General features: G+C 74.5%; 23 protein-coding genes. 20 read left to right on the forward strand and 3 right to left on the reverse strand.

The window, feature by feature from the left end:
- Window positions 1–89 precede the first annotated feature (89 nt).
- From IE108_RS03525 to IE108_RS03570, 10 genes are all read left to right on the forward strand, one after another.
- Complete coding sequence (locus IE108_RS03525; protein WP_079163663.1) at window positions 90–1,334, forward strand: SchA/CurD-like domain-containing protein; 1,245 nt, start codon at window positions 90–92, stop codon at window positions 1,332–1,334.
- A gap of 148 nt (window positions 1,335–1,482) precedes the next feature.
- Complete coding sequence (locus IE108_RS03530) at window positions 1,483–1,923, forward strand: cupin domain-containing protein (RefSeq protein WP_064729826.1); 441 nt, start codon at window positions 1,483–1,485, stop codon at window positions 1,921–1,923.
- Window positions 1,920–3,203 carry a beta-ketoacyl-[acyl-carrier-protein] synthase family protein gene (locus IE108_RS03535; RefSeq protein ID WP_064729825.1) on the forward strand — a complete coding sequence of 428 codons (1,284 nt, stop codon included), beginning with the start codon at window positions 1,920–1,922 and terminating at the stop codon, window positions 3,201–3,203. The genes IE108_RS03530 and IE108_RS03535 overlap by 4 nt, the downstream gene beginning before the upstream one ends.
- On the forward strand, window positions 3,200–4,468 hold the full coding sequence (locus IE108_RS03540) for a ketosynthase chain-length factor (RefSeq protein WP_064729824.1): 1,269 nt from the start codon (window positions 3,200–3,202) through the stop codon (window positions 4,466–4,468). The genes IE108_RS03535 and IE108_RS03540 overlap by 4 nt, the downstream gene beginning before the upstream one ends.
- Window positions 4,469–4,537: 69 nt before the next feature.
- A complete protein-coding gene (locus IE108_RS03545; RefSeq protein ID WP_064729823.1) occupies window positions 4,538–4,807 on the forward strand; it encodes an acyl carrier protein in 270 nt (89 codons plus the stop codon).
- A gap of 1 nt (window position 4,808) precedes the next feature.
- Window positions 4,809–5,288, forward strand: coding sequence for an SRPBCC family protein (locus tag IE108_RS03550; protein ID WP_064729822.1), 480 nt, complete (start codon window positions 4,809–4,811; stop codon window positions 5,286–5,288).
- Window positions 5,289–5,334: 46 nt separating this feature from the next.
- Window positions 5,335–5,670 carry a TcmI family type II polyketide cyclase gene (locus IE108_RS03555; protein WP_064729821.1) on the forward strand — a complete coding sequence of 112 codons (336 nt, stop codon included), beginning with the start codon at window positions 5,335–5,337 and terminating at the stop codon, window positions 5,668–5,670.
- A 169-nt stretch (window positions 5,671–5,839) separates the two neighbouring features.
- The gene (locus IE108_RS03560; protein WP_064729820.1) at window positions 5,840–6,274 is read left to right on the forward strand and encodes a PPOX class F420-dependent oxidoreductase; all 435 of its coding nucleotides are present in this window, start codon (window positions 5,840–5,842) and stop codon (window positions 6,272–6,274) included.
- 115 nt (window positions 6,275–6,389) lie between these two features.
- Window positions 6,390–7,136, forward strand: coding sequence for a DUF4142 domain-containing protein (locus tag IE108_RS03565; protein ID WP_064729819.1), 747 nt, complete (start codon window positions 6,390–6,392; stop codon window positions 7,134–7,136).
- A 167-nt stretch (window positions 7,137–7,303) separates the two neighbouring features.
- Complete coding sequence (locus IE108_RS03570) at window positions 7,304–7,903, forward strand: hypothetical protein (RefSeq protein ID WP_064729818.1); 600 nt, start codon at window positions 7,304–7,306, stop codon at window positions 7,901–7,903.
- A 46-nt stretch (window positions 7,904–7,949) separates the two neighbouring features.
- Here IE108_RS03570 and ku read toward each other — a convergent pair whose 3' ends face one another.
- Window positions 7,950–8,993: a non-homologous end joining protein Ku gene (gene ku, locus IE108_RS03575; RefSeq protein WP_064729817.1), complete on the reverse strand. Its 1,044-nt coding sequence runs from the start codon at window positions 8,991–8,993 to the stop codon at window positions 7,950–7,952.
- A 127-nt stretch (window positions 8,994–9,120) separates the two neighbouring features.
- Here ku and ligD point away from each other — a divergent pair, with 127 nt between their 5' ends.
- On the forward strand, window positions 9,121–10,005 hold the full coding sequence (gene ligD, locus IE108_RS03585; protein WP_064729816.1) for a non-homologous end-joining DNA ligase: 885 nt from the start codon (window positions 9,121–9,123) through the stop codon (window positions 10,003–10,005).
- Between the two features lie 11 nt (window positions 10,006–10,016).
- On the opposite strand, the gene IE108_RS03590 is transcribed toward ligD, so the two are convergent.
- Window positions 10,017–10,820 carry a nuclease-related domain-containing protein gene (locus tag IE108_RS03590; protein ID WP_064729815.1) on the reverse strand — a complete coding sequence of 268 codons (804 nt, stop codon included), beginning with the start codon at window positions 10,818–10,820 and terminating at the stop codon, window positions 10,017–10,019.
- Window positions 10,821–11,073: 253 nt separating this feature from the next.
- Here IE108_RS03590 and IE108_RS03595 point away from each other — a divergent pair, with 253 nt between their 5' ends.
- From IE108_RS03595 to IE108_RS03635, 9 genes are all read left to right on the forward strand, one after another.
- Window positions 11,074–11,880 carry a hypothetical protein gene (locus IE108_RS03595; protein ID WP_064729814.1) on the forward strand — a complete coding sequence of 269 codons (807 nt, stop codon included), beginning with the start codon at window positions 11,074–11,076 and terminating at the stop codon, window positions 11,878–11,880.
- The gene (locus tag IE108_RS03600) at window positions 11,877–13,121 is read left to right on the forward strand and encodes an ATP-binding protein (protein WP_064729813.1); all 1,245 of its coding nucleotides are present in this window, start codon (window positions 11,877–11,879) and stop codon (window positions 13,119–13,121) included. The genes IE108_RS03595 and IE108_RS03600 overlap by 4 nt, the downstream gene beginning before the upstream one ends.
- A 125-nt stretch (window positions 13,122–13,246) precedes the next feature.
- On the forward strand, window positions 13,247–13,687 hold the full coding sequence (locus IE108_RS03605; RefSeq protein ID WP_064729812.1) for an SH3 domain-containing protein: 441 nt from the start codon (window positions 13,247–13,249) through the stop codon (window positions 13,685–13,687).
- A gap of 43 nt (window positions 13,688–13,730) precedes the next feature.
- Window positions 13,731–15,092, forward strand: coding sequence for an FtsW/RodA/SpoVE family cell cycle protein (locus IE108_RS03610; protein ID WP_064729811.1), 1,362 nt, complete (start codon window positions 13,731–13,733; stop codon window positions 15,090–15,092).
- Window positions 15,089–16,591, forward strand: a complete 1,503-nt coding sequence (locus tag IE108_RS03615; RefSeq protein WP_064729810.1) for a penicillin-binding transpeptidase domain-containing protein — start codon at window positions 15,089–15,091, stop codon at window positions 16,589–16,591. The genes IE108_RS03610 and IE108_RS03615 overlap by 4 nt, the downstream gene beginning before the upstream one ends.
- A 129-nt stretch (window positions 16,592–16,720) precedes the next feature.
- Window positions 16,721–17,659 carry an AurF N-oxygenase family protein gene (locus IE108_RS03620; RefSeq protein ID WP_064729809.1) on the forward strand — a complete coding sequence of 313 codons (939 nt, stop codon included), beginning with the start codon at window positions 16,721–16,723 and terminating at the stop codon, window positions 17,657–17,659.
- A gap of 52 nt (window positions 17,660–17,711) precedes the next feature.
- Window positions 17,712–18,365: a TetR/AcrR family transcriptional regulator gene (locus tag IE108_RS03625; protein WP_064729808.1), complete on the forward strand. Its 654-nt coding sequence runs from the start codon at window positions 17,712–17,714 to the stop codon at window positions 18,363–18,365.
- A gap of 31 nt (window positions 18,366–18,396) precedes the next feature.
- Window positions 18,397–18,720, forward strand: coding sequence for a DUF8847 domain-containing protein (locus tag IE108_RS03630; protein WP_064729807.1), 324 nt, complete (start codon window positions 18,397–18,399; stop codon window positions 18,718–18,720).
- 103 nt (window positions 18,721–18,823) lie between these two features.
- Window positions 18,824–19,987 carry a C40 family peptidase gene (locus tag IE108_RS03635; protein WP_064729806.1) on the forward strand — a complete coding sequence of 388 codons (1,164 nt, stop codon included), beginning with the start codon at window positions 18,824–18,826 and terminating at the stop codon, window positions 19,985–19,987.
- Here IE108_RS03635 and IE108_RS03640 read toward each other — a convergent pair.
- Window positions 19,948–21,213: a styrene monooxygenase/indole monooxygenase family protein gene (locus IE108_RS03640; protein WP_064729805.1), complete on the reverse strand. Its 1,266-nt coding sequence runs from the start codon at window positions 21,211–21,213 to the stop codon at window positions 19,948–19,950. The two genes, IE108_RS03635 and IE108_RS03640, sit on opposite strands and share 40 nt — an antisense overlap.
- Window positions 21,214–21,217 lie beyond the last annotated feature (4 nt).

The following is a 21,217-nucleotide window of genomic DNA, read 5'->3' on the forward strand; positions in this document are numbered from 1 at the left end:
CGCGACCGGCGCACCCGCCCGAGCCATGGCGTGCGACGCGACGCTCACCCCAGTCCCAGAGGAAGTTCCCCGGAGAAGAGGTGGCCCGGATGACGGTCTCTCCCGTCGAAGCAACGGATGACGTGACGGCGGATGCCCTGCCCACGGACGCCACGGCGACGCCGTTCGCCCCGGCCGCGGACGCGGGCGGCGTCTCCACGTCGGCGTTCGACGGATCCCGCGTACGGGTCGTCCTGATGCTGGACGTCCACGACGGAATGCAGCAGGAGTTCCTGGACGCCTACGACGGCATCCGCGACCGGGTCGCCGCCGTTCCGGGACACGTCAGCGACCAGCTGTGCCAGTGCGTCGACAATCCCACGCAGTGGCTGCTCACCAGCGAGTGGGAGACCGCCGAGCCGTTCCTGAACTGGGTCAGCAGCGAGGAGCACCTGGCGACCGTCGAACCCCTGCAGCACTGCGTCCGGGACACCCGCTCGCTGCGCTACAGCGTGCTGCGCGAGACCGAGGGCGACCAGACGGCCACCGAGGCGGCCGGCGGCCCGCTGCGGGCGGCGCCGCGGATCGGGACCAACGTCGTCCGGCACGCGCTGACCTTCACCGTGAAGCCCGGCAGCGAGCCCGAGGCGGCCCGGCTGCTGTCCGACTACGCGTCGCCCGACACCCAGGTCGACGAGGCCGGCCGGCTGCTGCGGACCTCGCTGTTCCTGCACGGCAACCGGGTCGTCCGGGCGGTGGAGGTGCGGGGCGACCTGCAGAGCGCGCTGCGGCACGTGGCCCGGCAGCCGGGGGTGCGTGCGGTCGAGGAGGCCCTCAACCCGCACCTGGAACAGGAACGCGACCTGTGCGACCCGCGGTCCGCCCGGGAGTTCTTCACCCGGGCCGCCATGCCGGCCGTGCACCACGTGTCCTCGCGCGGCCGCAGCGGCGCTCCCGGGCGGCGGCTGGCGCTGCTCTACCCGGTGCGCCCCGGCGCCGGCTCCGAACTGGCCCGGCTGCTGGCCCACCGGGACGCGACCGCCCTGCGGGACGGGGACGGCACGGTCCTCGCCGCCACCGTCTTCCACCGCGACGACCTCGTCGTACGGCTCGTCGACGTGGACGGCGACCCGGACGGCGCGCCCGCCGCCGCGCTGCTCGGCCTGCCGGTGTCCGACGGATCCGGCGGAACGGCCGGGGCCGCCGCGGCCGCCGTGATCGAGGCCGCCGAACGGCTCCTGGACACCGCCGAGTACGGGGTCGAAGGGCCCCTCGGCGACCCCCGCACCCAGTCGGTGCTGCTGGCGCGGGCCCGGATGACGCCCCTCACCGACCGCCTCGCGCCCGACGCCTGACCCCCGTCCCGCGGGTGCCGCTCCACACGGCGCCCTCCCGAACCCACCCCTTCCCGCACGACGCGTCCGGTACGGCCCGACGCCGCGCCCCCGGTCCGCGTGACCCCTCTCCCACCCCACCGCTTCCCGCGACCCCGGAGTGAACGACATGACAGACCAGCAGGTGAACATCATCTCGATCGGCGACGTCGCGCCGAACCGCCGCCGCGGCGGAGACATCCGCGCCGTGCTCACGCCGACCAGCGCCGGTGCGACCAGCGGCTTCATGGGCGTGGCCATCGTGCAGCCCGGCGAGCGGATCGCCGAGCACTACCACCCGTACTCCGAGGAGTTCGTGTACGTCACCGAGGGCGCCCTGGAGGTGGACCTGAACGGGACGCCGCACGCGCTCACCGTCGGGCAGGGGATGCTGATCCCGCAGGACATGTGCCACCGCTTCCGCAACGTCGGCGACGTGGAGGCGCGGCTCGTCTTCCACCTGGGCCCGCTGGCCCCGCGCCCGGAGCTGGGCCACGTCGACACCGAGGACGCGGCCGGCAACGCGATCCCGCACGAGCGTCCCGCCGCGGCCGCCGAGGCCGTGTCGTGAACCGGCGACGGGTGGCCGTCACGGGCATAGGCGTCGTCGCCCCGGGCGGGATCGGCGTGCCCCAGTTCTGGGGCCTGCTGTCCGAAGGCCGTACGGCGACGCGCCGCATCTCCCTCTTCGACCCGGCCGGGCTGCGGTCGCAGATCGCCGCCGAGTGCGACTTCGAGCCGGCCGACCACGGGCTCGGTCTGGCCACGGTCCAACGCTCGGACCGGTACGTGCAGTTCGCGCTGGTGGCCGCCGCGGAGGCGGTCCGGGACGCGAACCTGGACCTGAGCCGCGAGGACCCCTGGCGGGCGGGTGCCACGCTGGGCACCGCGGTCGGCGGCACCACCCGGCTGGAGCACGACTACGTCCTGGTCAGCGAGCGCGGCTCGCGCTGGGACGTGGACGACAAGCGGGCCGAGCCGCACCTGGAGCGGGCCTTCACCCCGGCCACGCTCTCCTCCGCGGTCGCCGAGGAGTTCGGCGTGCGCGGGCCGGTGCAGACGGTCTCCACGGGCTGCACCTCCGGGCTCGACGCCGTCGGGTACGCCTACCACGCGGTGGCCGACGGACGCGTCGACGTCTGCCTGGCGGGCGCCGCCGACTCCCCCATATCCCCGATCACGATGGCCTGCTTCGACGCCATCAAGGCGACCTCCCCGAACAACGACGACCCGGCGCACGCCTCCCGGCCCTTCGACGCCGACCGCAACGGCTTCGTGATGGGCGAGGGCGCGGCGGTGCTCGTCCTGGAGGACCTGGAACACGCCCGGGCCCGCGGGGCGGACGTGTACTGCGAGATCTCCGGCTACGCGACCTTCGGCAACGCGTACCACATGACCGGGCTCACCAAGGAGGGCCTGGAGATGGCGCGGGCCATCGACACCGCCCTGGACATGGCCCGGATCGACGGCTCGGCCGTCGACTACGTCAACGCGCACGGCTCCGGCACCCAGCAGAACGACCGGCACGAGACCGCGGCCGTCAAGCGCTCCCTGGGCGAGCACGCCTACGAGACGCCGATGAGCTCCATCAAGTCGATGGTGGGCCACTCGCTCGGCGCGATCGGCTCGATCGAACTGGCCGCGTGCGTCCTGGCCATGGCCCACCAGGTGGTGCCGCCCACGGCCAACTACACGACGCCGGACCCCGAGTGCGACCTGGACTACGTGCCGCGCGAAGCCCGGGAGCGGGCGCTGCGGCACGTGCTGTCGGTCGGCAGCGGCTTCGGCGGCTTCCAGTCGGCGGTCGTGCTCAGCGCTTCCGGTTCCGGATCCGAAGGAGGGCCGCGATGAGCGGACGGCAACGGACCAACGAGGGAGGCCGCCGCGCGGTCGTCACCGGGCTCGGCGTGGTGTCGCCGCACGGTGTCGGCGTCGAGGCGCACTGGAAGGCCACCGCGGACGGCACCAGCAGCCTGGGGCCCGTCACGCGGGAGGGCTGCGAGGCCATGCCGCTGCGGGTGGCGGGCGAGGTGCGGGGCTTCGAGGCGGCCGAGACGGTCGAGGAGCGCTACCTCGTGCAGACCGACCGGTTCACGCACTTCGCGCTGTCCGCCGCGCAGTTCGCGCTGGACGACGCCCGGTTCGGCAGGGCGGACGTGGAGTCGCCGTACTCGGTCGGCGTGGTCACCGCGGCGGGCTCCGGCGGCGGCGAGTTCGGGCAGCGCGAACTCCAGAACCTGTGGGGCCAGGGCTCCCGGTACGTCGGCCCCTACCAGTCGATCGCCTGGTTCTACGCGGCCAGCACCGGCCAGGTCTCCATCCGCAACGACTTCAAGGGCCCCTGCGGGGTCGTCGCCGCCGACGAGGCGGGCGGCCTGGACGCGCTGGCGCACGCCGCGCTGGCCGTGCGCGGCGGCACCGACACGGTGGTCTGCGGCGCGACCGAGGCTCCGCTCGCCCCGTACTCGATCGTCTGCCAGCTGGGCTACCCCGAGCTGAGCCGCTCCGCCGAACCCGACCGCGCCTACCGTCCGTTCACCGGTGCGGCCTGCGGGTTCGCGCCGGCGGAGGGCGGGGCGGTGCTGATCGTGGAGGACGAGCGGGCGGCCCTGGAGCGCGGCGCGGACGCGCGGGCGACGGTGGCCGGTCATGCGGCGACCTTCACCGGCGCCGGCCGCTGGGCGGAGTCCCGGGAGGGGCTGGCCCGGGCGATCCGGGGTGCGCTGGCCGAGGCGGGCTGCCGGCCCGAGGAGGTCGACGTGGTCTTCGCCGACGCCCTCGGGGTCCCGGAGGCCGACCGGGCCGAGGCCCTGGCCCTGGCCGACGCGCTCGGCGCGCACGCCGCGCGCGTGCCGGTCACCGCGCCCAAGACCGGGACCGGGCGGGCGTACTGCGCCGCACCGGTGCTGGACGTGGCGACCGCGGTGCTGGCCATGGAGCACGGGCTGATCCCGCCCACCCCGAACGTGTTCGAGGTGGACCACGAGCTGGACCTGGTGACCGGCCGGGCCCGTCCCGCCGAGCCGCGCACCGCGCTGGTGCTCAGCCGCGGGCTGATGGGCTCCAACTCGGCCCTCGTCCTGCGGCGGGGCGGCAGCGCCCCGGCCGCGAACTGACCGACCGACGCCGATCCGAGTGAGCGCCGCGTGTGGGCGCGCGCCACCTGAGTGAAGGAGGACACCCCCATGACCGATCAACTGGCCTACCAGGTGACCATCGAGGAGCTGGCCGCGCTGATGAAGCGCACCGCCGGCGTGCACGTCGAGCCGGAGACCCTGCGCGCGCAGGCCGACGACGGCTTCGACACCTTCGGCCTCGACTCCCTCGGGCTGCTGGGCATCGTGGCCGAGCTGGAGAAGCGGTACGGCCTGGGCCTGCCCGAGCAGGCCGAGCGCTGCAAGACGCCCGCCGATTTCCTCGCGCTGATCAACGGCGCCCTGAAGACGGGAGTGTGACATGGCAGGGCACACCGACAACGAGATCACCATCGCCGCCCCGATGGAGCTGGTCTGGGACATGACCAACGACATCGAGAACTGGCCCCGGCTCTTCAGCGAGTACGCCTCCGTGGACGTGCTGGAGCGCGACGGCGACCGCGTCACCTTCCGCCTCACCATGCACCCGGACGCGGACGGCAAGGTGTGGAGCTGGGTCTCCGAGCGGGTCGCCGACCCCGTCACCCGCAACGTCCGCGCCCAGCGCGTGGAGACCGGCCCCTTCCAGTACATGAACATCGTCTGGGAGTACGCCGAGACCGCCGAGGGCACCCTGATGCGCTGGATCCAGGACTTCGCCATGAAGCCGGACGCGCCGGTGGACGACGCCTGGATGACGGACAACATCAACCGCAACTCCCGTACGCAGATGGCGCTGATCCGGGACCGGATCGAGCAGGCCGCGGGCGAGCGGCGGACCGCGTCGGTGCTGGCCGACTGACCCCGGCCGACCGACACCGAACGACACCGGCGAAGGGCATCACCCCATGCACCACACACTGATCGTCGCCCGGATGGCACCCGGCGCGGCCCCGGACATCGCGAAGGTGTTCGCGGAGTCCGACCGCGGCGAGCTGCCGCACCTGGTGGGTGTCAACCGGCGCAGTCTCTTCGAGTTCGGTGACGGTGTGTACCTGCACCTCATCGAGAGCGACGAGGACCCGGCCCCGGCCATCGGCCGGCTGACCGGGCACCCGGAGTTCCGCCAGGTCAGCGAGCAACTGGAGCCGTACGTCTCGGCGTACGACCCGGCGACCTGGCGCGGTCCGAAGGACGCGATGGCGCGCTGCTTCTACCGCTGGGACCGGGCCGCCGCGGGCTGACGGCCCGGCCACGCTCCGCCTCGGGGCCGCCCGGCAACCGCCGGGCGGCCCCGACGGGCGTGGTGGCGCGTGCCGCGCGGGGGCCGGAGCGCCCTCCGGCCCCTGGTGCCGCGGGCGTTCGGCGGACGTTCCCGGGACAGGTGCCGGCGCGGCGGGTGATGATCGGACCATGACCAACGCATCGCGCTTCGACCCGCACGCCCTGCTCGCCCGCAGCCGGCTCGGCGTGCTCGCGACGATCAAGTCGGACGGCCGCCCGCAGCTCTCGCCCGTCATGCCCGCCTACGACGCGGAGGCGGGCGTCATCCGCGTCTCCACCCGCGACGGACTGGCCAAGACCGCCAACCTGCGCCGCGACCCGCGGGCCGCGCTCGAGGTGACGGCACCGGACGGCAGGTCCTGGGCCACCGCCGAGGGGACCGCCACGCTCACCGGGCCGGGGACCGACCCGCACGGGCCGGAGGTCGAGGCGCTGGTGGAGTACTACCGCGCCGCGGCCGGCGAGCACCCGGACTGGGACGAGTACCGGTCGACGATGGTGGCCGACCGCAGGGTGCTGCTGACCATCGCCGTGGAGCGGGTCTACGGGGCCGACATCGGCTGAGCCGGCAGGATCCGGATTTCTCTGCCCGGGGCTGATCGATCCGCCCGCCGTTTGCGTACCTCCTGGCGAACCGGCACGTACGCGTGCGAGTCCCCCGTGTCGCCCTGGAGGCACCATGCGCCCGTCCCGCAGCAGGATCGGAGTCGTCGTCCTGTTCGGCGTGATGACCCTGACCCTCACCGCGCTGGCCTTTCCGGCCGTGCTCGGTCTGGAGAAGGCAGACGGCGGTCAGGACCGGGTCATCGCCAGCACGAAGTTCGGGCCGCTCACGGAGGCCGACCGGGACTTCGTGGTCAAGGTGCGGGCGGCCGGGCTGTGGGAGTACCCGCTGGGCGAGATCGTGCGGGAGCGGGGCACCACGAAGGAGATGAAGACGGCCGGCGAGCACCTGATCGTCGGGCACGCCGGCCTCGACGCGATGTGCCGCGAGATCTCCCCCGAGCTGGGTATCACGCTGCCCAACCGGGCCTCGCCGCAGCAGGAGGACTTCGTCGCCACGGTGGACGCGAAGACCGGCAAGGAGTTCGACTCGTCGGCGGTCAACATCATGCGGGTGACGCACGGCCAGATCTTCCCGGCGATCGCCAAGATCCGGGCCTCCACCAAGAACACGCTGGTGCGGCAGCTGGCCGACCTGGCCAACGACACCGTCCTGGACCACATCACGGTGCTGGAGAAGACCGGCATGGTCGAGTACGACGAGGTCACCTTCAAGCAGACCGGACCGGCGAAACTGCCGCGCGACCGGGTCACCCCGCCCCCTCCCGGACCCGGCGAACAGGTACTGGTCCTCAAGCCGCGCCCCGACCTGAACGTGAACACGGCGTCCCCCACGCCCACTCCGTCGCCGGCGGCGAACTGAGCCCCGGCCGACGGCCGGTGCGGCACCGGGAACGGCCCGGCGCCGTCGCGCGTTCATGAGGGTGGCGGTCGAGGGAGGCCGCCGCCGGGCAGGACCATTCGGCTCCGGAAGTCGCGGGGGACCGTACGGCCGGAGGCCTGGGTGAACGAGATGGGGAGAGCGGGACCATGACCGCTTGGGGGCCGGATCGCGGTGACGCGCCGGACGGGCCGGAGGGCGCTCCCGGCGTGCCGGAGCACGTGTGGCGCATGTTCCTGGAGGACGACGAGCGGGCCATCCGGGCCACCGCGCCCAGGGAGCCCGCCGCGCGGGACCGGATCCCGGGGCTGCCGCCCGCCCCGCCGGCCACCGGACCCGGGGCCGCCGCGGAGCCGCTCGGCGTCCGGCCGGGCCCGTTCGCCGGGACGGTCGGGGAGCCCTGGCGGCCGGAGGAGCCGCGTCCCGCACCCGCCTGGCGCGGACTGGACCGCCGGGCCCGGCTGCGGCGGGCCGGACGGGTCTTCGGCACCGCGGCGACGGTCGCCCTCGCCCTCACCGCGTGGTCGCAGCTGGCCACCGGCCCGGCGACCCCGGGGCGCGCACCGGCCGACACCATAGGGCGGCCCCTGGACGACAGCCCCGTGCTGCCCACTCTGGCCTCCCCGGCGCCGACCCGGTCCGGCACCGCGAGTCCGGCCGCCTTCGACTCCGCGCCCTCCGCGATACCCCGGGTCTCCGAGTCCGCGGCCGCGGCCGCTTCTGCCTCCGCCTCCGCCAGGATCGGCTGAGCCGGGGCGGCCGTGCCCGTGCGGCGCGGGCGACGCGAGGCGCGGGTCAGGCGCTGCGCTTGCGGGACGCCGTCTTCTTGGCCGTGCCCTTGCCCGTCGCGCTCCTGCCGGTGGCCTTCTTGGCGGTGCCGCCCGCCGTCGCCTTCTTCGCCGCGGTCTTCCCGGCGGTGGCCGTCGACTTCTTGGGCGCCGCCTTCTTCGCCGCCGTCTTCTTCGCCGCCGCGGACGTCGACTTCTTGCCGCCGGTCTCCTTGGGGGCGCGCCGGGACGACTTCTCGCCCTGCGGCAGGGAGCGGACCTCGGCCTCCTCGCCGCCCCGGGACTCCCGCGCCGCCCGCACGCTGCTCTCCAGCGCGGCCATCAGGTCCAGCACCTTGCCGGGCTTCTCCTCCGCGCGGGACTCGGGCGGGGTCTCGCCGGCCGACTTGGCGGCGATGACCTCCTCCAGGGCCTCCTGGTACTCGTCGTGCAGGTCGTCCAGGTCGATCTCGCCCAGCGTGTCCATGAGGGCGTCCGCGAGGTCCAGCTCCTGGTCGCGGACGGTGACACCGGCGTCGGGGGCGACGCCCTCGGGGGCCCGCACCTCGTCCGGCCAGAGCAGGCCGTGCATGGCGATCGCGTCGCCGACGACCCGGAGCATGCCGAGCCGTTCCCGGCCGCGCAGCGCGAACTTGGCGATGGCGACGCGGTTGCTGCGCTTGAGCGCCTCGCGCAGCAGTGTGTAGGGCTTGGCGGCGGGGGCGCCGCTCGCCGCGAGGTAGTACGCGGAGCCCATCTGGAGCGGGTCGATCCGCTCCTCGGGCACGAAGGCGACGATCTCGATGGTCCGGGCGGTCGGGATCGGCAGGTGGGACAGGTCCTCGTCGGTGATCGGGATCATCGAGCCGTCGGCGTCCTCGTAGGCCTTGCCGATCTCGGCCTGGGTGACCTCGCGGTCCTCCAGCTCGCAGACCTTGCGGTAGCGGATCCGGCCGCCGTCCTCCGTGTGGATCTGGCGGAAGGAGACCGAGTGGCTCTCGGTGGCGTTCACCAGCTTGATCGGGATGCTGACCAGGCCGAAGGAGATGGCGCCGTTCCAGATCGATCGCACGTGCAGCACCTTTCCGGTCGGGCGGTTCGTCGGACGGCCCGTGGGGCGGTTTGCCGGGAGGTCCGTCGGGCGGTTTGTCGGGCGGTTTGTCGGGCGGTTTGTCTAAGTTCCGTGCGATTCTCATGGTATGGCGCCTATCACGGAGGTGGAGGGGCGGCGGGTGGCCCTCAGCAATCTGGAGAAGGTGCTGTATCCCGCGTCCGGCTTCACCAAGGGCGAGCTGCTGCACTACTACGCGACGGCCGCGGGGGTGCTGCTGCCGCATCTGCGGGACCGCGCGGTCTCCTTCCTGCGCTATCCGGACGGCCCGGACGGCCAGCTCTTCTTCACCAAGAACGTGCCGCCGGGTACGCCCGACTGGGTCACCACGGCCGAGGTGCCCCGCTCGGAGGGGCCCGCCCGGATGGTGCTGGTGCAGGACCTGCCGAGCCTGATGTGGGCGGCGAACCTGGTGACCGAGTTCCACACCCACCAGTGGACGGCGGACGACCCCGGCGAGGCCGACCGGCTGGTGTTCGACCTCGACCCGGGCCCGCCCGCGACGGTGGTGCAGTGCTGCGAGGTCGCCCAGTGGCTGCGGGAGCGGCTGGCGGCGGACGGGATCGAGGCCTACGCCAAGACGTCCGGGGCGAAGGGGCTGCACCTGCTGGCCGGCGTGCGCGGGGCGTCGTCGGAGCGCGTCTCGGAGTACGCGAAGGCGCTCGCCGTGGAGGCGGAGCGGGCCCTGCCGCGGCTGGTGGTGCACCGGATGACGCGCAGCCTGCGGCCGGGCAAGGTGTTCGTGGACTGGAGCCAGAACGCCGCCCGCAAGACCACCGCAGCCCCCTACACGGTCCGGGCCCGCGAGGTCCCGGCCGTCTCCACTCCGGTGACCTGGGACGAGGTCGCCGGGTGCCGCCGGGCGGAGGAGTTCGTGTTCCGGGCGGCGGACGTCGGGGCCCGGGTGGAGGAGGACGGCGACCTGCTGGCTCCGCTGCTCGACCCCGAACGGGCGGCGGAGCTGCCCCGGTAGCCGGGAAGCCCTTAGAGGCGGGTCCAGGTGGCGCGGTCGCGGGCCATGGCGTGCAGGGCCTCCACGTCGGCCGGTTTGAGCACCCCGCCCCCGCGGGCCAGGCCGGGCAGCTCGCGGTCGGTGAGGACGCGGACCGCGCGGGGCGGTACCGGGACGGCGACCTGCGCCGGGTCGACGAGGACGAGGACGGCACGGACCTCGGCCGTGAGCGCGTGGGAGGCCCGGTCGGCGTCGGCGCGGACCCTGCGCAGCAGCGGGCGGGGTTCCCGGCGGCCCAGCGCGACCTGGGGGTCGCCGACGCGCACCCGCTGCCCGCGGGCGGGCAGCACGTGCAGGGCGAAGAGTCCGCCGGGGCCGATCAGCAGGTGATGGACGCGGTCGCCGCCGGGCAGCGGTACGGAGTGCAGGGTGTGCCAGCCGGCGCCGTCGAGGCGGTCGAGGACGGCGCCCGTCAGGCGCTCGGCCGCGAGGGCCCGGCGGCGCGGGTCCGGGCGCAGCCGGTGCGCGGGCGCCGGATCCCGCTCCAGGGAGATCAGCAGGGCCTCGCCGGGCCGGTTGGGGGCGAGGTCGTCGTCCGGGTGGAGGGAGAGCCGGGCCAGTTCGGCCGGCGTCGGGACCGGGGGCGGGCCGACGGCGACCGGGCCGGTGAGGAACGGGCCGAGCGCGCGGAGGACCTCGTCCCGCCGGTCGTCGCTCAGCAGACTGACCCGCGCCGACTCACGGTCGTACCAGGCGACGTTCCCGCCGTCCGGGAGGCAGACGTACAGCCGCTCCCGGCCGTGCCGCCGCGCCGGTACGACGCGCAGTCCGCTCATGCGCCACCACCCCCTCGTCCATGGGACCAGGCGGGTGCCGCGGGGGCAAGCGGGCCGCCGCCCCCGCGGCCGCCCGAAGCGGCGGGGCCCGGCAGGCCACCGCGCCGACCGCCGTCCGGCCGCCGGGAGGACCCGGCCGAGTAGCCCGGCGCGCCCGGACGCACGCAAAATGGCCTTCCGTACCGACAGGCGTACGGCGGTTCCCGCGGTCGTGCGGGACCGCGGGCGCCGCCGACCCGACCCCAGGAGTGCAGTGCTCCCGATCCGCCGTGGGCGCCCCGCCCGCGTCCCCGCCGTCGCGGCGCTGCTCCTGGCGGCCGCGGCGTCCGGCGCGCTGGCCGCCTGCGGCGACGCGGGCGGGCTGCGGAGCGCGGGCGCCACCCCGGCCGCCCGGAGCCCCGCCCGGCTGTGGCCGGACCTGACGCCGGCGTCGAGTCCCGCGTACGACATCGGCGAGGTGGACAACGAGGTCGTCAAGGGCGTGAAGGTGCCCCACGGCGACATCCGCGAGGTGGACCCGGTGGCCGCGGTGCGGGAGGAGATCGACGCGCATCCGGCCGACTACGCGGGCGCGAAGGCGCCCTACCACGAGACGTCCGTCCGGATGGCGGACTGCGGGGACGACGGCACGGGCGCCGGGCGGGCCGGGTGCCCGGTGCTGCGTCCGTACTACCGCGACCTCACCGGTGACGGACGGCCCGAGATGGCGCTGGGTTTCCGGCTGCTGCCGGAGAAGCTGACCGCCGTGCGCGTCTACACCGTCGAGCGGGGGCGTCTGGTGCGGGTCATGTCCTACGACGACGCGGTGAGCGAGGTGGAACTGGCCGGGCGGACGGTGATCGTCCGCTCGCCGTCGGAGGTCGCGGGCTACGAGTACCGCCTGCAGTGGACCTGGGACGCCGATCAGCGGGCCATGCTGCTCACCAGCGACGAGATGCTGCGCACCGACGACGGCGGCCTGCACACGGGACGCCCGTCGCCCTCGGCCTCCCCGCCGGCCTCCCGCTCCGGTTCGCCGTCCGCCTCGCCGTCCGCCTCGCCCCCGGCGAGCGCCCGGTGAGGCTCGCGCTCCCCCGGTGGACCGGCCCGCTGGCCGTGAAGGCGGCCGTCTTCATCACGGTGATGTGCTGCGCCCTCGCCGCGCTGCTCGGCGTCCTGGTGCACGTCTCGGTCACCAACCAGACGGTCGGCCAGGCCCGGGACACCGCCCTGTCCCGGCTGGAGGAGGCGACGGAGGCGTACGAGGCGGGGGATCCGCTGCGCCGGGGCGCCGGCCTCGATCCGCGGGGCCTGCCGGCTCCGCTGCGTGAGCTGGCCGTCTCGGGCCGGCGGGGCACGGTGGTCGCCGAGACCGACGGACGCCCCACCATGTGGGCGGCGGGCCCGGCCGGCGGTGGCCGGGCGCTGGCGGTGCGGGTCGACCACTCGCAGGGCGAACGCACCATCGACGGCCTGGACAGCGCGATCGTGTGGTCCTCGGCGCTGGCGATCGGGGCGACGCTGCTGGTCGGCGCGTTCGCCGTGACCCGGGTGACGCGGCGGCTGCACACGACGGCCCGGGTGGCGCGGCGGATCAGCGCGGGCGACCTCGACGCGCGGGTCGGCGATCCCCGCGCGCAGGACCCGACACGGCCGCAGGACGAGGTGGCCTCGGTGGCCGCCGCGCTGGACTCGATGGCCGCCTCGCTCCAGGGCAAGCTGCTGGCCGAGCAGCGGTTCACCGCGGACGTGGCGCACGAGCTGCGCACCCCGCTCACCGGTCTGCACGCGGCCGCCGAGCTGCTGCCGCCGGGGCGACCCACCGAACTCGTGCGGGACCGGGTGGCGGCCCTGCGCACCCTCACCGAGGACCTGCTGGAGATCTCCCGGCTGGACAGCGGGCGGGAGCGTCTCGAGGTGGAGCCGGAACCGCTGGGCGAGCTGGCACGGCGGGTGGTGCGGGGCTCGGGCACCGACACGCGGGTGGACGTCGTGCGGGACGCGCGGGTGGAGACCGACCGGCGGCGGCTGGAGCGGGTGCTGGGCAACCTCGTGGCCAACGCGCACCGGCACGGCCGGGCACCGGTGGTGCTCACCGTGGACGGGCCGGTGCTCACCGTGCGGGACCACGGGGACGGGTACCCCGACTACCTCCTCGCGCACGGCCCGCAGCGGTTCCGGACCGAGAGCGGCACGAAGGGGCACGGCCTCGGGCTCACGATCGCGCTCGGGCAGGCCGAGGTGCTGGGCGCGCGGCTGGAGTTCACCAATCCGCCGGACGGCGGGGCGCTGGCGGCGCTGACGCTGCCTCAGCAGCCCTGACCCGGGGGCTGCCCGGGGGGCGCGTGGCGCGCCCCGATGGCTCAGCGTGACGGGCGGTCCGCACCGGGCGCTCCTAATGTGGCGATCAGTCAGCTGAAGACCCGTTCGCTCCGGGAGGTACTCCCATGCCCCTGCTGTCCGCACCCTCCTCGCGCGCGCCGCTGGCCCGCGGTCTGGCCACCGCCCTCGCGGCCGGCGCGCTCGCCGGCGCCCTCGCCGTCACGCCCGCCGCCGCGACCGACGACCGGGGCGGCGCGGACTCCGCCGCCAGCGTGCCCGCCGGGGTGAACCGGGGCGACGACTGGGGCGGCGACGACGGAGGCCGGGACCAGGGCCGGTACCGGGGCGTCGTGACCACCGACCGGCTTCCGCTGCGCACCTCGCCGGCGCGCGGCAGCGAGGTCATCCGGTACGCCCGTCGCGGCGAGACCGTCCGCATCCACTGCAAGGCCCCCGGCGACACGGTGCGCGGCAACCCGCTCTGGTACCTGCTGGCGGACGGCACCTGGGCCTGGGGCGCGGCCCGCTACATCGACAACATCGGCCCGGCGCCGCGCTGGTGCTGACGCCGAAGCCCTCCACACCACATCATCTGGGTAAGTTCCGGACATGACCAAGGCCGGAACCGGAACCGGAATCACCGTGGCAGAGGCGGACACGCCCGCACCCGTCGCCCGGCTCCCCCGGCGCCGGGGCATCGAACTCGCGCTCATCGTCATGGCCGTCCTGCTGTCGGTGTTCGGCTACTGCAACGTCGGCCTCGCCCAGCACGGCACCCTCCCGCCCGGTGCCGCCGGTTACGGCGCCGGCCTCGGTGTGCTCGCGCTCCTCGCCCATCTGGCGGTACGGCTGCGCGCCCCCTGGGCCGACCCGCTGCTGCTGCCGATCGGCGTGCTGCTCAACGGGCTCGGCCTGGTGCTGATCTACCGGCTCGACCTGGAGACGCCGGGCGACCGGGCGGCCCCCACCCAGCTGGTGTGGTCGACGCTGGGCGTCGCGCTGTTCATCGTGGTCGTCCTGCTCCTGCGCGACCACCGGGTCCTGACGCGCTACGCCTACGTCTGCGTCGCCGCCGCGCTGGCCCTGCTCACCGTGCCGATCTTCTTCCCGGCGGTGAACGGCGCCCGGATCTGGATCCGGATCGAGGGCTTCTCCATCCAGCCCGGCGAGTTCGCCAAGGTGCTCCTCGCGGTGTTCTTCGCCGCCTACCTGGCCGCGAACCGCAGCGCGCTGGCGTACGCGGGACGCCGGGTGTGGCGGATGCAGCTGCCCACCGGGCGGGTCCTCGGCCCGATCCTCGCCGTGTGGCTGGTCAGCGTGGGGGTGCTGGTCCTGGAGCGCGACCTCGGCACCTCGCTGCTGTTCTTCGGCCTGTTCGTCGTCCTGCTGTACGTCGCCACCGGCCGCACCGGCTGGATCGCCGTCGGCCTGCTGCTGGCCTCGCTGGGCGCGGTGGCCGTGGGCTGGCTGGAGCCGCACGTGCACAGCCGGGTGGAGGACTGGCTGCACCCCTTCGCGTCCATCGAGGCGGGCGACGGGCCGGGCCAGCTGGCGCAGTCCCTCTTCGCGTTCGCGGCCGGCGGGGTGACCGGCACCGGCCTGGGCCTCGGCCACTCCGTGCTGATCGGCTTCGCCGTCAAGTCCGACTTCATCCTCGCGACCGCCGGTGAGGAGCTGGGCTTCCTCGGCCTGACCGCGGTCTTCCTGCTGTACGGGCTGCTGGTGGAGCGCGGCTACCGGGCGGGGCTCGCCGCGCGCGACCCCTTCGGCCGGCTGCTCGCGGTGGGGCTCTCCTCGATCGTGGCGCTCCAGGTGTTCGTCATCGCGGGCGGCGTGACCGGGCTGATCCCGCTGACCGGCATGGCGATGCCGTTCCTGGCGCAGGGCGGTTCCTCGGTCGTCACCAACTGGGCGATCGTGGCGCTGCTGATCCGGGTCAGTCACGCGGCCCGGCGCGGGGCGTCCGCGTGACCCGGCACATCCGGCACGCGGCCCTCTTCTGCGCGCTGCTGCTGGTCGCCCTGGTGGTGAACGCGGCCCGGGTGCAGATCGTCCAGGCCCCGGAGTACGACGGCAACCCGGCCAACCGCCGCCCGGACATCGCCCGTTACCAGCAGCCGCGCGGCGACATCCTGGTCGGCGGCGAGGCGGTGACGGGCTCCCGGGACACCGGGGAGCACCTGCGCTACGAACGGACCTACGCGGACGGGCCGATGTACGCGCCGGTCACGGGCTTCGCCTCGCAGGCGTACGGCACGAGCCTGCTGGAGCACGCGGAGGACGGCCTGCTCTCCGGCGCCGACCCGATGCTCGCGCCGCTGCCGCTGTGGAACGACGTGACCGGGGCCCACAACCCCGGGGGCGACGTCGTGACGACGATCGACGGGGCGGCGCAGCGGGCGGCGTTCGAGGGGCTCGGCCGGCGCACCGGCGCGGTGGCGGCGATCGAGCCGGCCACGGGGCGGATCCTGGCGCTGGTGTCGACCCCGTCGTACGATCCCGGGCTGCTGTCCGGCAACAGCGCGGACGCCAACCGGACCTGGGACCGGCTGAACGGCGACCCGGACAAGCCGATGCTCAACCGGGCGGTGCGCCGGACCTATCCGCCGGGCTCGACCTTCAAGGTGGTCACCGCGGCGGCGGCGCTGGACGCGGGCGTGGTCCGCGACCTGGACGCGCCCACCCGCTCCCCCGACCCGTACACCCTGCCCGGCACCCGCACCCGGCTGACGAACGAGGCCGACGGCTGCCGCGACGCCTCGCTGCGGGAGGCGTTCGAGTGGTCCTGCAACACGGTCTTCGCCAAGCTCGGCGTGGACGTGGGGGTGCCGGACATGGCCGCCACGGCGGAGGCGTTCGGCTTCAACGACGACGGGGTGCGGATCCCGTTCGCCGTCGCGCGCTCCACCTTCGACACCTCGGTGGACCGGGCGCAGCTCGGGCTGTCCTCGATCGGGCAGTACAACACCCGGGCCACGCCGCTCCAGATGGCGACGGTGGCGGCGGCGGTGGCGGGCGGGGGCCAGGTGCGCTCGCCGTACCTGGTGGAGCGGACCCAGCGGGCGGGCGGCAGCCTGGTGGCGACGGCCGGGTCCCGGCCCTCGCGCGAGGTGATGCGGCCGTCGACGGCGGCGCGGCTCAAGGAGCTGATGACCGGCGTGGTCGAGAACGGCACGGGTGCGAACGCCGCGATCCGCGGGGCCGTCGTGGGGGGCAAGACCGGCACCGCCCAGCACGGCGTGGGCAACTCGGGGACGCCGTACGCCTGGTTCGTGTCCTGGGCCCAGCGCGCGGGGGACGTGGAGCCGAAGGTCGCGGTCGCCGTGGTGGTCGAGGGCTCGGCGGCGGACCGCGAGGGGATCAGCGGGGGCGGGCTGGCGGCGCCGATCGCGCGGTCGGTGATGGAGGCGGTGCTGGGCGGCGCGAAGGGCGGGGCGCCCGGCGGCCGGGGCCGGGCCGGCGGGCGCTGAGGGCACCGCACTTCTTTACTCGCGGTCAACAAGTCCTGCGCGGGGGATTGACGCGCTTGCTGACAGGCAGTCTCATAAGACGTGCGAGTGACCGCGGGTAACCGAACCGTACGACGAGGTGGGACAGTCATGACGACCCTGACGGAAGCCGACGCGCTCGACGGTCTGCGCGACGCGCTCGGCCTGCTCAAGGACCGCGAGCAGGTGGCCGAACGGCTGCTCGACTCGTCCGCCAAGCACTCCTTCGACCCGGACAAGGAGCTGGACTGGGACGCGCCGTTCGAGGACGGCAAGTGGTTCTGGCCGCCGGAGCTGGTGTCGCTGTACGACACCCCGATGTGGAAGCGGATGAGCGAGGAGCAGCGCATCGTGCTCTCCCAGCACGAGGCCGCGGCCCTCGCCTCGCTCGGCATCTGGTTCGAGCTGATCCTCATGCAGCTCCTGGTGCGGCACATCTACGACAAGGCCGCGACGAGCGCCCACGTGCGCTACGCGCTGACCGAGATCGAGGACGAGTGCCGGCACTCGAAGATGTTCGCCCGGCTGATAACCCGCGGCGAGACGCCCTGGTACCCGGTGAGCCCGGCCCACCAGCACCTCGGCCGCCTCTTCAAGACGATCTCGACCACGCCCGGCTCCTTCACAGCCACCCTGCTCGGCGAGGAGGTCCTGGACTGGATGCAGCGCCTGACCTTCCCCGACGAGCGGATCCAGCCGCTGGTGCGGGGCGTCACACGCATCCACGTCGTGGAGGAGGCCCGGCACGTGCGCTACGCCCGTGAGGAACTGCGCCGCCAGATGGTGACGGCCCCGAAGTGGTCGCAGGAGTTCACCCGGATCACCTCCGGCGAGTTCGCCCGCGTCTTCTCCGTCGCCTTCGTCAACCCCGAGGTCTACACGAACGTGGGCCTCGACCGGCGCGAGGCGCTGGCGCAGGTCAAGGCCAGCGGCCACCGCAAGGAGATCATGCAGACCGGCGCGAAGCGGCTCACCGACTTCCTGGACGACATCGGGGTGCTGCGGGGCGTCGGGCGGCGGCTGTGGAGGTCGTCGGGGCTGCTGGCCTAGCTGTGACGCTCGCGTGAAGGGCGTGGGGGGCATGCGGGTTACGCTGCGGTTCATGACCCCGCAGGCTCCCACCCCCGCTTACCGCCGGCTCAGCGTCGAGGAGCGCCGCGTCCAGTTGCTGGAGGCGGCGCTCGCGCTCTTCGCGCACCGGGCGCCGGAGGAGGTCTCCCTGGACGACGTGGCCGAGCAGGCCGGGGTCTCGCGGCCGCTGGTGTACCGGTACTTCCCGGGCGGCAAGCAGCAGCTGTACGAGGCCGCGCTGCGGTCGGCCGCCGACGAGCTGCGGCTGTGCTTCGACGAACCCCGCGAGGGACCGCTGCTGGCCCGGCTGTCCCGGGCGCTCGACCGCTACCTGGCCTTCGTCGACCAGCACGACACCGGCTTCAGCGCGCTGCTGCGCGGGGGCAGCGTGGCGGAGACCTCCCGCACCTCCTCCATCGTGGACGGAGTGCGCCGGGCCGCCGCCGAGCACATCATGAGCCACCTGGCCGTGACCGACCCCGGCCCCCGGCTGCGGATGACGGTCCGGATGTGGATCACGGCGGTGGAGGCGGCCTCGCTGATCTGGCTGGACGAGGACAAGCAGCCGCCCCTCAACGAGCTGCGGGACTGGCTGGTGGAGCAGTTCCTGGCCGTCCTGACGGTCACCGCGCGGCGCGACGCGCAGACCGCTGCGCTGGTCGAGGCGCTGGCGGCGGACATCTGACAGTGCCGCGCCGATCGCCGACACTGGTGCCGTGAAGAGCGAAGACACCCCCTTCGAGGGCGGCCCGATGGACGGGCGGGTGCTGCCCGTCCTGGTCGGCATGACCGGTCACCCGCCGAAGACCTACCGCATCCCGGTCCCCGGCCCGGACGGCGGCCCGCCCACGGTGCTGGTCTACCGGCGGGTGCCCCGCGCCGGCCGCGGCGGCCTGGGGTTCGCCCGCTGGAAGTACGCCTACGACCCCGAGGGCGGCCGCGGCTCCGGCCGCAGGTGGCCCTGGTCGGGCCCGAGGAGGGGGCGAGCCGCCGATCCAGACGCCACGCCGCGCGGCAAGCCGGACGACGCCGACGGGTGATCCCGTTGCGCCGAACCGCGCACACTCGGCGCGCGGACCCGGCGGGCACGCCACAGGCTCGCGGTGCGGAGCGGACCCGCCGCTGCGCAGCGGAGGTGATGACGTGTCAGGAAGGCTTCTGCGCCTGGTGTGTACGGCGGCGATGGCGGCCGGGCTCGCCCTGGCGCCCGGCCCCGCCGCGGCCGAACCGGAACCGGCCGGGGCCACCGGCGACCGCACCCTCTCCGAGCTGCTGACGGACCTTCAGGAGGTCTACCGGGAGGCGGAGAAGGCCACCGAGACCTACAACGGCACCGAGGTGCGGCTGACCCGGCAGCGGGCCGAGGTCCGGCGCCTGGAGGCCGAGCTGGCCCGTACCCGGCACTCGCTCAGCGACAGCCGGGGCGCGGCCGGCCGGCTGGCCCGGCAGCAGTACCAGAACAGCAGCAACCTCTCCCCCTACCTGCGGCTCCTGCTGGCCCGCGACCCCCAGCACGCGCTCGACCAGGGGCACGTGATCGGGCAGCTGGCCCGGGAACGGGCGGAGACGGTCGGCCGCCTGACCGGCGACACGAAGAAGGCCGACGAGCTGGCCAGGCGGGCACGCGCGGCCCTGGACGCGCAGCGCACCCTCGCCGGACGCCAGGTGCGCGAGCGCGACGACGTACGCGACCGGCTGCGCGCCGTCGAGGAGCTGCTCGCCTCCCTCGGCCCCGAGCAGCTGGCCGCGCTGGCGGAGTTCGAACGCGGCGGGATCGCCGACGCCCAGGAGCGGTTCATGGCGTCCGGCACGCTGGACGACGACGCCAAGCCGTCGGACGCGGGCGACCGGGCCGTGCGCTTCGCCGTGGAGCAGCTCGGCAAACCCTACGAGTGGGGCGCCGAGGGCCCGGCGGCGTACGACTGCTCGGGACTGACCTCGGTCGCCTGGGAGCGGGCCGGCACCCGCATCCCCCGCACCAGCCAGGAGCAGTGGGCCCGCCTGGACCGGGTGCCGCTGAGCGAACTGCGCCCCGGCGACCTGGTCGTGTACTTCCCCGAGGCCACCCACGTGGCGATGTACCTGGGCGAGGGGAAGGTCGTCCAGGCGCCCCGGCCGGGTGCGGCGGTCAAGGTCTCCCCGATCGCCGCCAACCCGGTCCTGGGCGCCGTACGCCCCGACCCCGCGGGCGAGCCCCTGGCGCGGTACGCCCCGCCGACGCTCCCGGCGGGGGCGGCGGACGGGTCGGACGAGGGCTACGCCGCCGCCTACGCGCCGGCCGGCGCCCCCGAGATCTCGGCGAGGTAGGCCCCGGTCTTCTCCGGCTCGTAGAAGAAGTTCTCGAAGTCGGACGGGTCGTTGAAGCCGTTGGCGAACCGGTCGGCGGCGGGCTGGAGCTGACCGGCGGCGCCGATCAGGTTCAGGATGTGCTCCGGCGGCGGGGCGAGCATGGCGTTCGTCCACTTGGTGACGTGCTGGGCGGTCTGCCAGTACCGCTCGAAGGTGCCCCGCATCCAGGCCTCGTCGAACTCCGCGTCGCCGTGCTCCAGGATCGACGCGAGGTAGGCGGCGGCGCACTTGGAGGCGGAGTTGGAGCCCTGGCCGGTGATCGGGTCGTTGGCGACGACCACGTCGGCCACGCCGAGCACCAGCCCGCCGCCGGGGAGCCGGCCGATCGGGTTGCGGACGGTGGGGGCGTAGCGGCCGGCCAGCGTGCCGCCGGCGTCGGTCAGCTCGACCTTGGTGGCCCGGGCGTACTCCCAGGGCACGAACTTCTCCATGAGTTCCAGGGTCAGGGAGAGGTGCTCGGCCGGATCCTTGACGTCCTTGAAGGCGTCCAGCGGGCCGCCGGGTATGCCCTCCCAGAACAGGATGTCCGCGCGGCCGGAGGTGGTGAACGTCGGCATGATGAACAGCTCGCCGACGCCGGGGACCAGGTTGCAGCGGACGGCCTCGGTGCCGGGGTGCTCCGGGCGCGGGCCCAGGCCGTGGACGTAGGCCACCGCGAGCGCGCGCTGCGGCTCGCTGTACGGGGAGCGGGAGGCGTCGCGGCCGAACATCTGGACCAGCTCGCCCTTGCCCGCCGAGACGAGCACCAGGTCGTAGGCGCGGGAGAAGTAGTCGAGGTCGCCGACGGCGGCGCCGTGGATGACCAGCTGGCCGCCGCGCTGGGCGAACGTCTCCATCCAGCCGGCCATCTTCACCCGCTGGTCGACCGACTGGGCGAAGCCGTCGAGCCGGCCCAGCCAGTCGATCGCGCGCTGCGAGGGGCCCGGGTCGAAGGAGCCGGGGGCGGCCACCGAGACGCCGAGTCCCTCGATCTTCGGGGCCTGCGACTCCCAGAAGTTCAGCTGGAGGTCGCGCTCGTGCTGGAGTGCCGTGTGGAACATGCACTGCGTCGACATGACCCGGCCGGTACGGATCTCGTCCGCGGTCCGGTTGGACATCAGGGTGACCTCGTAGCCGTGCGACTGGAGGCCGAGGGCGAGCTGGAGACCGGACTGGCCGGCTCCCACGACGAGTATCTTCCGCATGCGG

The sequence above is a fragment of the Streptomyces parvulus genome (assembly GCF_014648855.1).
Classification (GTDB): domain Bacteria; phylum Actinomycetota; class Actinomycetes; order Streptomycetales; family Streptomycetaceae; genus Streptomyces; species Streptomyces parvulus.

Bases quoted from the DNA above. Each gene is read 5' to 3' on its own strand.
- IE108_RS03525 (WP_079163663.1), top strand. From the start codon at position 90: ATGACGGTCTCTCCCGTCGAAGCAACGGATGACGTGACGGCGGATGCC.
- IE108_RS03530 (WP_064729826.1), top strand. From the start codon at position 1,483: ATGACAGACCAGCAGGTGAACATCATCTCGATCGGCGACGTCGCGCCG.
- IE108_RS03540 (WP_064729824.1), top strand. From the start codon at position 3,200: ATGAGCGGACGGCAACGGACCAACGAGGGAGGCCGCCGCGCGGTCGTC.
- IE108_RS03545 (WP_064729823.1), top strand. From the start codon at position 4,538: ATGACCGATCAACTGGCCTACCAGGTGACCATCGAGGAGCTGGCCGCG.
- IE108_RS03550 (WP_064729822.1), top strand. From the start codon at position 4,809: ATGGCAGGGCACACCGACAACGAGATCACCATCGCCGCCCCGATGGAG.
- IE108_RS03555 (WP_064729821.1), top strand. From the start codon at position 5,335: ATGCACCACACACTGATCGTCGCCCGGATGGCACCCGGCGCGGCCCCG.
- IE108_RS03560 (WP_064729820.1), top strand. From the start codon at position 5,840: ATGACCAACGCATCGCGCTTCGACCCGCACGCCCTGCTCGCCCGCAGC.
- IE108_RS03565 (WP_064729819.1), top strand. From the start codon at position 6,390: ATGCGCCCGTCCCGCAGCAGGATCGGAGTCGTCGTCCTGTTCGGCGTG.
- IE108_RS03570 (WP_064729818.1), top strand. From the start codon at position 7,304: ATGACCGCTTGGGGGCCGGATCGCGGTGACGCGCCGGACGGGCCGGAG.
- ligD (WP_064729816.1), top strand. From the start codon at position 9,121: ATGGCGCCTATCACGGAGGTGGAGGGGCGGCGGGTGGCCCTCAGCAAT.
- IE108_RS03590 (WP_064729815.1), bottom strand. From the start codon at position 10,820: ATGAGCGGACTGCGCGTCGTACCGGCGCGGCGGCACGGCCGGGAGCGG.
- IE108_RS03605 (WP_064729812.1), top strand. From the start codon at position 13,247: ATGCCCCTGCTGTCCGCACCCTCCTCGCGCGCGCCGCTGGCCCGCGGT.
- IE108_RS03610 (WP_064729811.1), top strand. From the start codon at position 13,731: ATGACCAAGGCCGGAACCGGAACCGGAATCACCGTGGCAGAGGCGGAC.
- IE108_RS03620 (WP_064729809.1), top strand. From the start codon at position 16,721: ATGACGACCCTGACGGAAGCCGACGCGCTCGACGGTCTGCGCGACGCG.
- IE108_RS03625 (WP_064729808.1), top strand. From the start codon at position 17,712: ATGACCCCGCAGGCTCCCACCCCCGCTTACCGCCGGCTCAGCGTCGAG.
- IE108_RS03640 (WP_064729805.1), bottom strand. From the start codon at position 21,213: ATGCGGAAGATACTCGTCGTGGGAGCCGGCCAGTCCGGTCTCCAGCTC.